This is a genomic window from Streptomyces sp. NPDC052043 (assembly GCF_044548235.1).
Lineage (GTDB): Bacteria > Actinomycetota > Actinomycetes > Streptomycetales > Streptomycetaceae > Streptomyces.
The window spans coordinates 1-13,989 of record NZ_JBIUBT010000029.1; the positions used below are offsets into that span (position 1 = coordinate 1).

Genomic DNA, 13,989 nt, shown 5'->3' on the forward strand with positions numbered 1-13,989 from the left:
GGCACTCCCCCAAGCTCTTCGAGCAGGGGGGACCCCCAGAGCACGCACCGGACGCCGCTCCTTGACGGGCAAACGTTGCCCGCCGCGGCACTAGCTCCACGGGAAACGGGAGACCGGGGCTCCGGGTCTGGCTCTTCCGGCACCAACGCAACCACCGGGCCTGTCCCGGGCGGGGACACCGTATCCCTCGCCCGCGGCAGTCCCCGCCTGCCGTCACTGCTCACGCCGGGAATGCTGCATCGTGGTGTCTTCCTGCCGAGTTCCGGCCGTACCCCGCATGGGGGCCACGCGCTCAAGCTTGGTCCAGCCGGTCCAGCCTCGCTTCTTCAGCAGCTCGATCAGTTGCCGGGCTGGCGGCACGGTATCGAACGCCAGAGTGTCCATCAGCTTGACGAACGGTGGCTCGATGTCGGTGTCGTCGACGTAGTCCTCGCCTTGCTCGCTGGCCATCTGCGTGATGTAGGCGGCCAGTTTGTCGGCCAGCTCGACCAGCAGGGGGTTGTCGTCGCTGCAGTCGAGAGCCTGGCCCAGAACCAGATAGAAACCGACAAACTGCGGGTCGGTGATCTGCTCCCGCTTGCGTGCCATCCACTGCGGGATTCGATCGGGCGAGAGCGCGGCCAGCGGAATCCAGCCGTCGCGTTCGACTTGGACGATCCGCTCGTCGACCCCGAGCGCCCGCAGCCGGTCGAGATACTCCACCACCTCCGGGGGCAGCGCCAGATGGTCCCCGGAGGCGAGGCGGGCGATCCGCTCCCGGTGCCGCTGCCGCTCTTGAATCTCCGCCCGCAGCCGCTTGTCGATGTCTGCGATCGCCGCGGCGAACTCCTCCTCGTCGGCCTGCAGCAGCTCCCGCACGCGCCCCAGCGGGACCCCGGCCTCGGCTAGGGTCCGGATCTTGATCAGGTCGACCACGGCGCCGGCGTCGTACCTCCGATAGCCGGAGTGGTCTCGCGGCGGCTCCGGCAACAGCCCCTTGGCGTGATAGTGCCGCACCGCGCGCACCGTCACTCCGGCATACGACGCCAGCTCGCCGATGGTCAGCATCGGACCAGTCTCCTAGAGGTCGACCTGTCGGCTACGTAGTGCGCTCCGGACGATCTCCGCGATTTCCGAGGCGTGAGTGAAGACCAACCGGTGGTCGGCGTCGAGCCAGAACGTGGAGAGGTACGGCCGCTCGCGGACGAGTCGCTCGATGCCGGCACGCCAGAGCTGGTTGTGCCGTGGCACGCGTCCTTCGCTGCTGCCGCCGGCGATGGAGGTCGACATGATCATGCAGATGGGGTGATCGATCTTCCGGTACCGGTCGAGGATTGCGGACCGAACCACATCGATTTCGAGGTTCAGGTCGAGGATGTTCTGTGCGGTGACCAACACTTGATGCGCGGTACCCTTTGCCCGCCCGGCCTCTTGCCGCGTCGCCAGGTCGTCCGCCATTGCGCGGAAATCCGCCAGGTCGGCCTCGGTGATGAACGGTTCGGGCAGTGGGTTCGCCCCGTCGATAAGGACAAGCTCGGCGACGGAGTCAGGACGCTCGGCGGCGTAATGCACGGCCAGATCCGCGCCCAACGAGTAGCCCACGAGCACGGGTGCCGAGGGCAGGTCGAGCTTCGCAAGCACGGCGGCGAGGTCACTCAGAAACGCGTCAAAAGAGTACCGTTCGGCGGCCGAGGCGAGGCCATGGCCCCTGAGGTCGAAGGTCACCACGTCGTAGTCGCGTCGAAGAAGCTCGGCCAGGTCGTGTAGGTCGGCCTGTGTCGAGTTCAGTCCAGGACACAGGACCAGTGGTCGTCCCTGGCCGCCGTGGGATACCGGGATTGTGACGCCATCGTGGTGGACCGTGAAGTGCCGCATCGTCCTGTCGCCCCTCTCGGTCCGCTTCCCCTCTGCGGTCGGCAAGTCGGTGAGCGTCCGTTGGTGAAATTTTTGGCCGCCTCCGGCGACAACTTCGTGGTCGCCGTATGTGCACAGTCCAGCGCCCTCGATCGCATTGGCTTTCGAAGTCATGCCAACCATGCTGAGAGGTTGCCCCTGCGTCAGGGTCAACCGCTGCGGTGACATCACCTCCGCACACCTACAGCTGCCGACCTCTGCCCCACACCGGTCGCGGCTGGCTGTCATACATACACGCCGAGCACCTGCTCAAACAGACCGCCAAGCAGCACGACCGCCCCGAGTACGCCACGAACGCGGCTGTGCGTGCTCAAGATGTGATCAATTCCTTAGTCCGGAAAAGGACGGCGAGAATGATCACGTGGCTGAACAGGTGCGGGTCCGAGAGATTGATGACGACGAGGGCAGGCGCTTGCTGCGGATCATCCGCAGAGGCACCGGGTCGGTGGTGACCTGGCGGCGGGCCCAGATGGTGCTGTTATCCGCGCAGAGCATGCTCGTCGCGAAGATCGCCGAGGTGACGTTCACCAGCCCGGACCGGGTCCGGGACTTGATCCACAACTTCAATACCGACGGCTTCGAGGCGCTCTATCCGAAGTATCGGGTTGGCCCAGGACGCCTAGGTCGGGGTGAAACACAGCTTGACCCGCTTTTTCTTCACTCAGCATCGGCGCACGCGCCGGCCCCGCGTCCTGCTGGTCAAGGGCGGCGCCGGCGCGGGCAAGACCGCGCTGCTCGGTGCCGTGGCACGGCAGGCGCACATCGCCGGGGCCCGCGTGCTCACCCTGCCCGCGTTGCGGGCCGATGCGCGGCAACTCACCGGCACGGCACCGACGCTGCTGTGCGTCGACGACGTCCACCGGGCCGGCCCCCGGACCCTGTCGCACCTGCGCCGCCTGGCGCGGCACACGCAGCCCGCACCGCTCGTCACGCTCGGGCTGGTGGCCGATGGCGCGCAGGGGGCGGTTGTGTGCGGCGGGCCGGGAGTTGGTGGCACGCACCGTCCGGGGCCTGTTCGAGGGCGCGCGGGTGCTGCGGGAGCGGGGCCGGGCGGTCCGTGGGGCCTTGTTGCTGCGGGTGGCTCGCCGGCTGACCCAGCGCGTGGCCGGCGCCGCCTCGCCGGTGCGGGGGCGCACCGCACGACCGGTGTGGTGACCGTTGGCGTGCTGGGTGGGCGGTAAGAGCGTTCACCTTCATTCATTGCAACGTTCGAAGTTGACTTCGTTGCGTTAAATCACAGGTCAGAGCAACGATTTCACTGCTGCTACCTGCATGAATGACGAACATGCGCAACAAATGTGTTGCTTGAGATGTGAAAGCAACGTAGCGTTTTCGTCATCAGAAACGGCGGGCGGATGGTGGAGCTCGCAACGAGGAGCAGGGAGAGAACCATGCAGAAGTTCGCCACGCCCGCCCCGGTCTCGACCGTCCTGGACATCCCCGCCGGCCGTATCCGGCTCGTCGCCGCCGACCGCGTCGACACCACGGTCGAGGTCCTGCCCGCCGACGCTTCCAAGGGCCGCGACGTGAAGGCCGCCGAGCAGGTGCGGATCGTCTACGACGACGGTGTGCTGCACATCGCGGTCCCCGACACGCACCGCGTCCTCGGGAACTCCGGCTTCGTCGAGGTCACCGTCCAGCTGCCCGCCGGCTCCCGCGTCCAGGCCGGGGCGGCCGGCGGCGAGTTCCGTACCGTCGGACGTCTCGACGACGTCACCTTCGAGGGCGCCCAGGGCTCGGTCAAGGTGGACGAGGCCGCGAGCGCGCGCCTGACCCTCGCCGCCGGGGACATCACGCTCGGCCGCCTGGACGGCACCGCTCACCTCGCCACCCAGAAGGGCGACCTGACGGTCACCGAAGCGGTCGGCGGCACCCTCACCCTGCGCACCGAGCAGGGCGACATCGCCGTCACCACCGCCCGCGGCACCTCTGCTGCCCTGGACGCCGGCACCACCCACGGCCGCGTCACCGACAGTCTGCACAACACCCAGGGCGCCGATGCCGCCCTCACCGTCCATGCCACCACCGCCCACGGCGACATCACCGCCCGCAGCCTCTGACCGCCTGCGGCCACAAGAAGGAGTACCGCTCATGACGAACTTGGCTGTCGCCGCGCGCGGTTTGCGCAAGTCGTACGGTGACAAGGTGGTTCTCGACGGCATCGACCTGTCCGTGCCCGAGGGAACGATCTTCTCCCTGCTCGGCCCGAACGGCGCGGGCAAGACCACCGCCGTCAAGATCCTCTCCACACTGATCAGCGCCGACCAAGGACAGGCGCAGATCGCCGGCCGCGACCTCACGGCCCAGGCACAGGCGGTGCGTGCGGCGATCGGGGTGACCGGCCAGTTCTCCGCCGTGGACGGGCTGATCACGGGGGAGGAGAACATGCTCCTGATGGCCGACCTGCACCACCTGTCCAAGCGCGAGGGCCGTCGGGTCACCGCCGAACTGCTGGAACGTTTCGACCTGGTGGAGGCCTCGAAGAAGCCCGCCTCGACCTACTCCGGCGGCATGAAGCGCCGCCTCGACATCGCCATGACCCTGGTCGGCGACCCCAGGATCATCTTCCTGGACGAGCCGACCACCGGCCTCGACCCGCGCTCGCGCCACAACATGTGGCAGATCATCCGCGAACTCGTCACCGGCGGCGTCACGGTCTTTCTGACCACGCAGTACCTGGAGGAAGCCGACGAACTCGCCGACCGGATCGCGGTGCTGAACAACGGAAAGATCGCCGCGCAGGGCACGGCCGACGAACTCAAGCGGCTGATCCCGGGCGGACACGTGCGGCTGCGGTTCACCGACCCGGCCGCCTACCAAAGCGCCGCCTCGGCCCTGGAGGCCGCCACCCGCGACGACGACGCCCTCTCGCTCCAGGTCCCCAGCGACGGCAGCCAGCGCGCGCTGCGCTTTGTTCTGGACCGGCTCGACCTCGCCGGCGTCGAAGCCGACGAACTCACCGTGCACACCCCCGACCTCGACGACGTCTTCTTCGCCCTCACCGACGCCCCCGCCCGGCCCGCCCGTACCGACCAGCCGATGGAGGCTGCGCGATGAGCTCCCTCTCCCTCGCCGTCCGTGACTCGTCCACCATGCTGCGCCGCAACCTCCTGCACGCGCGGCGCTACCCCTCGCTCACCCTGAACCTGCTGCTCACGCCGGTCATGCTGCTCCTGCTGTTCGTCTACATCTTCGGCGGAGCCATCAGCGGCGGCGCGGGCCGCGACACCTACATCGCCTACATCGTCCCCGGCATCCTGCTCATGACGATCGGCTCGACCACCATCGGCACCGCGGTCTCCGTCTCCGGCGACATGGCGGAGGGCATCATCGCCCGCTTCCGCACCATGGCCATCCACCGCGCCTCCGTCCTCATCGGGCACGTCGCCGGCAGCGTCCTGCAGGCTGTCATCAGCGTGGTCCTCGTCGGCGCGGTCGGAGTCGCGATGGGCTTCCGTTCCTCCGGCGCGGGCGTTGTGGAGTGGCTCGCAGCCTTCGGTCTGCTGGTCCTCTTCGCCCTGGCGCTCACCTGGATCGCCGTCGGCATGGGCCTGGTCAGCCCCAACGCGGAGGCGGCCAGCAACAACGCGATGCCGCTGATCCTGCTGCCCATGATCTCCAGCGCGTTCGTGCCGCTCGACTCGATGCCGGGCTGGTTCCAGCCCATCGCCGAGTACCAGCCGTTCACCCCCGCCATCGAGACCCTGCGCGGACTCCTGCTGGGCACCGACATCGGCCACAACGGCTGGCTCGCCGTCGGCTGGAGCCTCGGCCTCGCGGCTCTCGGCTACTTCTGGTCGGCCTCGACGTTCAACAAGGACCCGAAGTAACCACCGCGACAGCGCGGGCCCCGGCCCGCGGCCGCCCACGGACAGGGCGGCGTACCCCGACCTCACGTCGGAGTACGCCGCCCTGTTGGTGCGTATCGGGCAACTTCTCTCAGTCCACGCGTCCCGTCAGGGTCGAGGAGAAGACGTTGTGCCCGTCCTGGCGCCCGACGACCTCCACCGTCACCGTGCTGCCGCTCTCAAAGGCCATCCGCTCGACGTCGATCCAGCAGGGGCGGTCGAGTTCGACGTAGCGCCGGAAACTGTTGGAGGCACTCACCGGGGTGAACGACTGCGGGCCCACGAGGGAGCAGGCCGCCTGGCGGGCACCTTCCATCAGGACCATGCCGGGCACGTGGTCGCCACTGTGGTCGAACAGGATCGGATGGTTCAGATCAGGTGTCAGCAGCCAGCGCCGGGGCTGTTTGGTGGCGGTGAGTACCACGTCCGCCGCACAGGACCGCCCGACCGAGGCCGGCGCCAGCGCCAAGGCCTCCACGCCGACGGCGGCGTCGGCCTCGTCCAGAGGACCGACCCTGCGCTTGGACCGGATCCGGTCGTACACCGCGGGCGGCAGCGGACCGTAGTGGGTGGCCGCGTGGGCCACCAGGTCACTGTCGCGGTACAGGGACAGATCCATGCGGATCTCGCTGACGGACTCACCGCGGCGGGTGAGCTCGGTGCAGCTCGCCTGAATCACCAGATCCGTCGGGCACGAGGCGATGTCCATCCGGTTCGGGTCCGTCGTGTAGCTGAGGTTCCACATCACGAACGGGTGGCCCAGAGGCACCCCCAGCTCGGTGTGGGCTATGCAGATGCAGGCCTGACGGAACGTCTCCGCAGCGAGCATCGGGTCGTGCGTCGTCCCGTCGGCGTCGGTGAAGTACGTGTGCGCCCGCGGCCATTGACCGGTCAGAGAGAAACGCAGGTCGTCGCGGGCGGTGCAGTCCGTCAGAAAGACCTCGGCCAGGCTGGCCCTGTGCACGTATTCCCTGGGGACCGTAGTGGTGAGCCGCGGCAGTCTCGGCATGTCCGTGTCACCAGTAGCAGTCACTTGCATGACGTCCCCCGTCTCGAAGCTCCGTCGCTTGGTGGGCTATAAGATACGGACCTACCGGTTTTCTTGGAGGGGTAATGAGTAAAATCTCCGTCAAGCGAAGGGGGGAGTGAAGTTCTCATTCGGGGCAAAGCTGACTTGCTCGGCACGTCCGTGCCCCGTTGCGGGCGGACATAGCGCGCGAGTCAGGTTCACCCCAAACCAACTGTGCGGTTTCGACCCGGGGTCCGAGTGCCCCGCCGGCGTTAGGAAGACCAGATGAGACCCCTGCTGAGCACGCTTCGGCTGGCCGCAGTCAACATCGACGGTGTTCTGCTCGACGACACGTTCACCCCTGTCATCCACCGCATGACCTTGGCTCACGGGGCCGCCTACACGGCCGAACTCGAGCAGTCGGTGCTGTCCCAGCCCCAGCGAAGCGCCGCCCGGGCACTGAAGGAGGCCATCGGCTACCGGGGCAGCCCTCAGCAACTGCTCCGGGCCTACTTCGCCGAACGGGAACGGTACCTCTCGCAGCACCCCATGGGCCTGCTCGACGGCGCGCCCGCCCTGCTGCGCACGCTGCGCGGTGCCGGGCTGGAGATCGTCTGCTACGGAGGCCTGGACCGCAGCCACTTCGACCGGTATCTGGGCGACGTGGCCTCCTGGTTCGCCAAACCCGGCTACGTCTGCACGAACGACTTCCGCCCCGGCATCCAGGAAATCGTCCGCGACCACTTCGGCCTCGGCCTCCAAGAGGCCGTCTTCATCGACGACGTGGCCCGGGTGGCACGGAAAGCCAAGGAACTGGACGTGCCCTTCATCGGACATCCCAGCGATTTCAAGGGCAGCTTCCAGCGAACCCTCATGCGGGACGCAGGGGTCCGCCACCTCGTCGACACCCTGCACGACATCGACGAGACGCTGCTGCGCACCGTCGACGCGGAATCCGCCCAAGGCACCTGCTGGACAGACGAACCTGAGCCGGCCGCGGCGGGCACCGGTCGTTCCAAGGCCCTGCGGTGACGGGCACGGAGGCACCGCTGGCCGGGAAGGTCGCGCTCATCACCGGGGCGAGCAGCGGTATCGGGGTCGGCGCGGCCCGGGTGTTCGCGGGCCAGGGCGCGACCGTGGTCCTGGCGGCGCGCCGTGCGGAGCGTCTGCGCGAAGTCGTCGCCGAGCTGAACCGTACGGGCGCACGGACGAGTTGCCGCGCGGTCGACGTGCGCAGCGACGACGAGGTCCGCCGGCTGGTGGAGTTCGTCGTCGAGCGCCACGGCCGGCTGGACGCGGCCTTCAACAACGCCGGAGTGGGGCTGCCCCGCTCTCCCCTGCACCTGATGGACGACACCTCCTACGACCTGGTCATGGAGACGAACGTACGGGGCGTGTGGAACTGCCTGCGCCATGAGCTGACGGCGATGATCGCCGGCGGCGCGGGGGGCGCGATCGTCAACACCAGCAGCGTCGGCGGGCTGGTGGCCTCCTCGGTGGGCGCCCCCTACATCGCCTCCAAGCACGCGGTGATCGGGCTGACCCGGGCCGCGGCCGTGGAGTACGCGGCGCACGGGATACGGGTCAACGCCATCGCTCCGGGCCTGACCCGGTCGGAGATGACCGACCAGTGGTTCGCACAGAGCCCCGGGACACGGGAGCGGGCGCACCGCTCCGCTCCGCAGCAACGGGCCGCCGACGCGGAGGAGGTCGCGGAGGCGGCCGCCTGGCTGTGCAGTGACAAGGCGAGTTTCGTGACGGGGGCCACGCTCCCGGTGGACGGCGGCCGGACCGCCTGGTGACGCAGGCCGGGCGGGGTGGAGCGGCTGGTTCCGGTCTTCCGGCGGCGATGTGCAGTCCTTGTGCCTGTTTCGTTCAGCCCGCTCGTTCGGCTCGGCCCTGGCGACGAGTGAATATGCGAAAACGGGTAAGGTAACTGACGGTTCGGTTTTTTTCTCATGGGAGGTGGTCCTTATGGCACGGCAGGAGCGTGCAGTACGGACCCGTCGCGCTGTTATCGAGGCCGCGGCCTCGGTCTTCGCCGTGCACGGGTACGCGGCGGCGACGATCGCCGAGATCCTCGAGCGGGCGGGGGTCACGAAGGGAGCGCTGTACTTCCACTTCGACTCCAAGGAGTCGTTGGCCCGTGGGGTCCTCGAGTCGCAGATCTCGAACGATCACTGGCTGCCCTGCGACATGAGGCTGCAGGAGTGGGTGGACCTGTGCATGACGCTGGCCGCCCGGGTACCCAAGGACGTCATCCTGCTGGCCGGTATCCGGCTCTCCGCCGACGTGCAGGGGCGGGCACTGTTCGGCAGCGCCTGGCCCGCGTGGATCGAGGTCGTCCGGGACAAGGTCGCTGAGGCCAAGGAACAGGGCGAGGTGCTGCCGCACATCGACCCGCAGCAGACGGCGGAACTCTTCGTCGGGGCCTGGATCGGGATGCAGGCCATGTCCGAGGCCTACACCGGCTACGCCGACCTGGGACAGCGGATCTCGGTGCTCTTCAACTACATACTCCCGGCCATCGCCACCCCCGCCGCACTGATCAAGCTGGACATCGCCCCCGACAGAGGAGAGCGCGTCCTGAAGGAGGCCGAAGCGGCCCCGGCCCCGACCCCGGTCGCCGGCGTCTGACGCTCCCGGCCGCGGCCCTCCGGCAGAGGCGATCCCTCCCGCGCAGGGCCGCACGCCTCTGCCGGCCGGCCGCGAACGTGCGCTGCCGTACCTCACCTCTTGGCGTCCCGTGATGCCCGCATACGCGGCTCCTGGCGAGTCTCGCCCCCCAAAAAACAAACCAGCAGCGCGGTTTTCAAGGTCGGGTAGAGGGGGTTATGCTCCCCGAGACGTCCCGGGCGTGTGCGCGAGACGTGCCGGACTCGGAGGGGGAAGCCTCGTCTGAGCTGGGGGTCCGCGGAGGAATCCCGCTCGTTCGTTGATGTGCGGGGGCTTCATGCCCTTGAGGGAATACCGCTTGGGCGGTCTGTTTGGAGGTAATCGTGATGGTCAAGCAGGCCCGGGCGGCACGGACGCGCGAGGCCCTGATCTGCGCGGCGGCAGAGGTGTTCGCCGACGACGGGTACACCCTGGCCTCGCTGCCCGCGATCAGTAAGCGCGCGGGGGTCAGCAAGGGGGCCCTGCACTTCCATTTCACCAACAAGGACGCTCTCGCCGCCCAGGTGGAGAGCGAAGCCGCGGGGCGGGTCGCCGACCTGGTCGAACGGGCGAGGGCGACGGCCGGTGCGACGCTCCAGTCGCTCGTCGACGCCTGTTCCGGGCTGCTGGTCGCCCTGGCGGACGATCCGGTGGTCCGCGCCGGCTTCCGGCTGAACGCTGACCCGTCCCGCAAGAACGGCTCCGAGCTGCTGCTCTGGTGGCACGAGCGGGTGCGCGAACTGGTGGCCGAGGCGCAGGAAGCCGGCGAGATCGAGCGGGGTGTGTCCGCGGAGGCCGTCTCGACACTGGTCGTCACCGCCACGGTCGGTCTCGGGGCACTCGGCGAAGCGGACCGCGGCCGGCTCTCCCCGGAGCGTGTCGCGGTGCTCTGGTCCTTCCTCGCGCCGCGCCCGGCGACGTCCCCGTCCCGGGCCCCCGTGCCGAAGGCCGCGTACCCCGAAGGGTGCCCCGTGCAGTAATGCAAGGCAAAAACAGTCCACACGGTCTGCAGGTTTGGTGGGATGGCCCCGACGCCCCCTGGGACCAGGTGTACGAGCGGGCCGAGCGCACGGGACGCGTCGTCGTGCACACCACCTGGGGCGAGTGGCTGACCGCCACCCTGCCCGACCCCGCTCTGCGTTCCCTCCTCGGACGGGACTGGCCACGCCACCGGCAGGCCCCCACCCCGCCCCGCCGCCTCGTCTTCGCGGTGTCGCGCATGGTCATCAAGTACACGGCCGCGGCGGTCCTCGAGACCGCCCCGGACGCCCTCGACATCGCCTACCAGCCCGGCGGCCGGCCCATGCTGCGCGGCTTCGGCGAGGAACTGCACCTGAGCCTCGCGCACACCGAGGAACTGATCGTCGTCGCCGTCAGCCAAAACGGGCCGGTCGGCGTGGACACCGAGTCGGTCACCCGCAAGGCGTCCCACGACCTGCTGCGCACGCACGTGTGCACGCCCGAGGAGGCCGCGACACTTGACGCGCTGCCCGACGACGAACGAACCACGCACTTCCTGCGGTTGTGGACGCTCAAGGAGGCGTACACCAAGGCGCTCGGGCAGGGGATACGGCGCCGCTTCAGCGCCGTGGGATTTTGCTGGGACCCCCAGGGACACCCCGTCCTCGCCGACGTCTTTGAGCCGGCCCGTACCTGGTCGTCCGCCACCCACCTGGTCCAGGACCGGTACCTGGCGAGCGAGGCGCAGCAGCGGGTGACGGTCGAGCCCCGCTCGCGGACCGCTTTGGACCGGCTCGCGAACCCGGGGCTTCCCCCTGCGACGACCGTAGTGTTCCCAGGGCCGGGACGCCCCGGCCGACGATGAGGAGCCCCGTACCGCACCGGACGTACCGACGACATGACCAGGACGAGAGGAGGCCGGTCGTGGAATCCGTCGCCCGGGACAGCGCATGAGCAGCCGTCACTCGCCCGCTCCGGCCGTGGCCGCCGTGCTCCACGAGCCGGACGCCTCGGCGCCCGGCGCCCCCCTCGTCTTCGAGCTGTGCGGACCGGTCGACGCCGCGCGGGCCGAAGCGGTCGCCGCTCGCCTCGCGCTGCGCCATCCCACGCGCTCGGTGTCCCTCGACGACGACGGCACCGGCCGGTACGCGGTGCGCCTGGCCCCGGCCGACACCGCGACCGGAGCCCCGGACGAGCCCTTGTCCCCGGACCTGCTGGCCGACCTGCTTCTGCCGCCGACCGCCGACACGGTCCCGGTCACGGGACAGCAGCGCGACATCCTGCTCGCGGCGGTCCAGGCACAGGGCGGCCCAGGCCGCCATATCGAGCAGCTCTTCTGGAACTGGTCCGGTCCGCTGGACACCGGGCTGTTCAGCGCGTCCTGGCAGTCGGTCGCCGACCGGGAGATCGTCCTGCGCGCCTCCTTCGACTGGACCGCACAGCCCCGCATGGTGCTGCACGACCAGGCATCCGTGGAGGTCATACGCCACGGGCCCGCCTCAGCCGGGTGGGACGATCTGGTGCGGCGGGACCGGATGCGGGGCTTCGCGCTGCACCGGCCCGAGCTGCTGCGGGTGTCCCTGCTCGACAGTCCGGTGCACCCCTCACGGGCCGGCCGGGCCGCGACCCGGGTGTTGCTGAGCTATCACCGTGCACTCCTGGACGAACGCGGCGCACACCTCCTGGTAGGGGAGTTCTACCGCGCCTATCTCGCGGGTGGCACCGTCCCCGGGGGCGAGCGGCGCCCCGACATCCGTGACCATGCCGCCTGGCTCGCCGGCCGGAGCACCGAACGAGCGCGTGCGTTCTGGACCACGGCAGCGCCGCCCGGCGACGTGGCCCTGAGCCCGGGCCGCCCCGGCGGGCCCGCCCTGCAGAGCGGGCCCGGCCGCATCCAGAGCGGTCTGCGTCCCCGGCAGACCGCCCGGCTCCGATGGTGGGCGGCGCAGCAGGGAGCGGGGGAGAGCAGCGCGCTGCACGTGGTCTGGGCGCTGCTGCTCTACCGGGCGGCGGGCGTGCACGGGCCCGCCCCGATCGGCTTCGGCGTGCACTTCTCCGGCCGGGACCTGCCCCTGCAGGACGCGGCCACGGTGCCCGGCCTGCTGGGAAGTTCCCTGCCGATGACCGTGACCGTCGATCCCGCCGCCACGGTGGAGGATCTGCTGCGGCAGGTACGGGACACCGCGCTTGACCTGAGCTCCTACGCCTGGGTGTCACCCGACCAGATCCGGCGGTGGAGCGGCCGCGACGACCACATGCGGCTGACCGACACCGTCGTACGGTTCGACAGCAGACCCGCGCTGCCACCGACACTGCTGTCCGAACTGGCCGCCCGGCACATCGAGGTGGACGTGCCGCACAGCGCCGGTGGTGACACGAGTCTGCCCGTGACCCTGGTCGCGCAGCACGACAGGTCGGACGGGCTGCTGCTGACCGCCACCTACGACCGCGCCGAGCTGTCCGACGCCGACGCCTCCCTGGCCCTGTCCCAGTGCATGCACCTGTTGCGCTGCCTGCCGGACCGGCCGAGCGGGGCAAGCACGGTGGATCAAGTGCTCGCCCTCCTGGACAGCGACGCCACGCCCCGCACCGCACGGCGCCCGCGCACGGTGCGGAACCCCGCACTGTCGGTGCTGCGCCCCGGAGGGCCGGACGCCGACGTCATCTGCCTGGTCACGGTCCCCGGCGTACCGGACGGCGTGTACGAGACACTGGCCGCCTTGCACAACGGGCCGGAACGCATCGTCTCTCTCGCGCTCGGTGAACCGGTGAGCGCACCCCCGTCCGCACTGGGTGAACTGCTCGGTCCCGGACAGAGATTGGTGATCTGCGGATGCGGCCCCGCCGCCCCCGTCGCGTACGGCATCGGCCGCGCCGCGACGGCCCGGTCCGACGCCGCGACGAGCGTGATCATGACGGGAGTCGGCGACGCCGAGGAGAGCGCGCGCGCCCTTGCGCGGGCGCTGCGCTCCCTGCGGGCAAGGAATATGTGACGGCCACGGCCTCAAAGCCCCGCTCCGGCTCCAGCGCGACGAGAGCGTTCGTCGAGCACGATGCCGGATGACGCTGGAGGAGGCGGTCCCATGAGCGAGGCGGACCACGCAGAACCGGCCCTGCGTGTCGAGCGGGGTCGGGCCGACGCCGAGGAACTGGCGGCACTGATGGCCGTACTGCTCGCCGTGCGTGCGGGCGAGACGGCCCGATGCGGCCACGAGCCGCGCTCCACGCACCGCTGGAGGAGGCCCGATGACTACAGGGCGCCGCACAGCTGGCGATGACGGGAAGTCTCGCCGCGCGGAGAGTGACGGGAGCTGTTGGGGCCGGTGAGACGGTTCTTGAGGTTCGTGCCGCCACGGCGCGGGACGCGCCGTTCGTGCCCCCGGTCTTACCGGGGGCACGAACCAAGGCGTACGCACCGGCCGCCGCACCGAGGCCCTCTGGGAGACCGGGGAATGCAAGCGACCGCTGCCTGTTGCCAGCTGTCCGCTGTCCGACCCCGTGGACAGCGGCTCGGGCGTCAGCGTGGGTCAGTTGGTGCGGCCTGCTTTGAGGGCTGTTGCTGTTTCGGTGACGCGGCGGCCCTGGTGGGCGGCGGCCTGGAGGGTGGTCTCGCTGGGTGCGCCC

Annotated in this window: 14 protein-coding genes and 1 pseudogene; 12 read left to right on the forward strand and 3 right to left on the reverse strand. The window is 69.8% G+C overall.

Features of this window, described 5'->3' with window-relative positions; genetic code table 11:
- Window positions 1–213: 213 nt before the first annotated feature.
- A complete protein-coding gene (locus tag ACIHCX_RS37775; RefSeq protein ID WP_400037898.1) occupies window positions 214–1,047 on the reverse strand; it encodes a MerR family transcriptional regulator in 834 nt (277 codons plus the stop codon).
- A 12-nt stretch (window positions 1,048–1,059) separates the two neighbouring features.
- Window positions 1,060–2,007, reverse strand: a complete 948-nt coding sequence (locus ACIHCX_RS37780; RefSeq protein ID WP_400037900.1) for an alpha/beta fold hydrolase — start codon at window positions 2,005–2,007, stop codon at window positions 1,060–1,062.
- Window positions 2,008–2,254: 247 nt separating this feature from the next.
- Here ACIHCX_RS37780 and ACIHCX_RS37785 point away from each other — a divergent pair.
- The 5 genes and pseudogenes from ACIHCX_RS37785 to ACIHCX_RS37805 form a co-directional block, all read left to right on the forward strand.
- Window positions 2,255–2,503: pseudogene (locus ACIHCX_RS37785) on the forward strand (helix-turn-helix domain-containing protein); the annotation flags it as partial.
- 31 nt (window positions 2,504–2,534) lie between these two features.
- Complete coding sequence (locus tag ACIHCX_RS37790; RefSeq protein WP_400037924.1) at window positions 2,535–3,074, forward strand: hypothetical protein; 540 nt, start codon at window positions 2,535–2,537, stop codon at window positions 3,072–3,074.
- Between the two features lie 210 nt (window positions 3,075–3,284).
- Entirely contained in the window at window positions 3,285–3,953 is a 669-nt protein-coding gene (locus ACIHCX_RS37795) for a DUF4097 family beta strand repeat-containing protein (RefSeq protein ID WP_400037902.1), read from the forward strand.
- 31 nt (window positions 3,954–3,984) lie between these two features.
- Window positions 3,985–4,950 (forward strand): ATP-binding cassette domain-containing protein, encoded by a 966-nt coding sequence (locus ACIHCX_RS37800; protein WP_400037904.1) that lies wholly within the window; start codon window positions 3,985–3,987, stop codon window positions 4,948–4,950.
- Window positions 4,947–5,723, forward strand: coding sequence for an ABC transporter permease (locus tag ACIHCX_RS37805; RefSeq protein ID WP_400037906.1), 777 nt, complete (start codon window positions 4,947–4,949; stop codon window positions 5,721–5,723). Before ACIHCX_RS37800 ends, ACIHCX_RS37805 begins: the two co-directional genes overlap by 4 nt.
- Window positions 5,724–5,832: 109 nt before the next feature.
- On the opposite strand, the gene ACIHCX_RS37810 is transcribed toward ACIHCX_RS37805, so the two are convergent.
- Complete coding sequence (locus ACIHCX_RS37810; protein WP_400037908.1) at window positions 5,833–6,780, reverse strand: ScbA/BarX family gamma-butyrolactone biosynthesis protein; 948 nt, start codon at window positions 6,778–6,780, stop codon at window positions 5,833–5,835.
- Between the two features lie 255 nt (window positions 6,781–7,035).
- Here ACIHCX_RS37810 and ACIHCX_RS37815 point away from each other — a divergent pair, with 255 nt between their 5' ends.
- The 7 genes from ACIHCX_RS37815 (at window position 7,036) to ACIHCX_RS37845 (ending at window position 13,643) form a co-directional block, all read left to right on the forward strand.
- Entirely contained in the window at window positions 7,036–7,782 is a 747-nt protein-coding gene (locus tag ACIHCX_RS37815; protein WP_400037910.1) for an HAD family hydrolase, read from the forward strand.
- Window positions 7,779–8,552, forward strand: a complete 774-nt coding sequence (locus ACIHCX_RS37820; RefSeq protein WP_400037912.1) for an SDR family NAD(P)-dependent oxidoreductase — start codon at window positions 7,779–7,781, stop codon at window positions 8,550–8,552. The genes ACIHCX_RS37815 and ACIHCX_RS37820 overlap by 4 nt, the downstream gene beginning before the upstream one ends.
- 172 nt (window positions 8,553–8,724) lie before the next feature.
- Window positions 8,725–9,387 carry a ScbR family autoregulator-binding transcription factor gene (locus ACIHCX_RS37825; protein WP_400037914.1) on the forward strand — a complete coding sequence of 221 codons (663 nt, stop codon included), beginning with the start codon at window positions 8,725–8,727 and terminating at the stop codon, window positions 9,385–9,387.
- Window positions 9,388–9,752: 365 nt separating this feature from the next.
- Window positions 9,753–10,385 carry a ScbR family autoregulator-binding transcription factor gene (locus ACIHCX_RS37830; RefSeq protein WP_400037922.1) on the forward strand — a complete coding sequence of 211 codons (633 nt, stop codon included), beginning with the start codon at window positions 9,753–9,755 and terminating at the stop codon, window positions 10,383–10,385.
- Window positions 10,386–10,453: 68 nt separating this feature from the next.
- The gene (locus ACIHCX_RS37835) at window positions 10,454–11,230 is read left to right on the forward strand and encodes a 4'-phosphopantetheinyl transferase family protein (RefSeq protein ID WP_400037916.1); all 777 of its coding nucleotides are present in this window, start codon (window positions 10,454–10,456) and stop codon (window positions 11,228–11,230) included.
- 85 nt (window positions 11,231–11,315) lie between these two features.
- Window positions 11,316–13,358, forward strand: coding sequence for a condensation domain-containing protein (locus ACIHCX_RS37840; protein ID WP_400037918.1), 2,043 nt, complete (start codon window positions 11,316–11,318; stop codon window positions 13,356–13,358).
- A gap of 90 nt (window positions 13,359–13,448) precedes the next feature.
- On the forward strand, window positions 13,449–13,643 hold the full coding sequence (locus tag ACIHCX_RS37845; protein ID WP_400037920.1) for an acyl-CoA carboxylase epsilon subunit: 195 nt from the start codon (window positions 13,449–13,451) through the stop codon (window positions 13,641–13,643).
- Window positions 13,644–13,989 lie beyond the last annotated feature (346 nt).

Coding starts and splice junctions, on each gene's coding strand:
- ACIHCX_RS37775 (WP_400037898.1), bottom strand. CDS start 1,047: ATGCTGACCATCGGCGAGCTGGCGTCGTATGCCGGAGTGACGGTGCGC.
- ACIHCX_RS37780 (WP_400037900.1), bottom strand. CDS start 2,007: ATGACTTCGAAAGCCAATGCGATCGAGGGCGCTGGACTGTGCACATAC.
- ACIHCX_RS37795 (WP_400037902.1), top strand. CDS start 3,285: ATGCAGAAGTTCGCCACGCCCGCCCCGGTCTCGACCGTCCTGGACATC.
- ACIHCX_RS37800 (WP_400037904.1), top strand. CDS start 3,985: ATGACGAACTTGGCTGTCGCCGCGCGCGGTTTGCGCAAGTCGTACGGT.
- ACIHCX_RS37805 (WP_400037906.1), top strand. CDS start 4,947: ATGAGCTCCCTCTCCCTCGCCGTCCGTGACTCGTCCACCATGCTGCGC.
- ACIHCX_RS37810 (WP_400037908.1), bottom strand. CDS start 6,780: ATGCAAGTGACTGCTACTGGTGACACGGACATGCCGAGACTGCCGCGG.
- ACIHCX_RS37815 (WP_400037910.1), top strand. CDS start 7,036: ATGAGACCCCTGCTGAGCACGCTTCGGCTGGCCGCAGTCAACATCGAC.
- ACIHCX_RS37825 (WP_400037914.1), top strand. CDS start 8,725: ATGGCACGGCAGGAGCGTGCAGTACGGACCCGTCGCGCTGTTATCGAG.
- ACIHCX_RS37830 (WP_400037922.1), top strand. CDS start 9,753: ATGGTCAAGCAGGCCCGGGCGGCACGGACGCGCGAGGCCCTGATCTGC.
- ACIHCX_RS37840 (WP_400037918.1), top strand. CDS start 11,316: ATGAGCAGCCGTCACTCGCCCGCTCCGGCCGTGGCCGCCGTGCTCCAC.
- ACIHCX_RS37845 (WP_400037920.1), top strand. CDS start 13,449: ATGAGCGAGGCGGACCACGCAGAACCGGCCCTGCGTGTCGAGCGGGGT.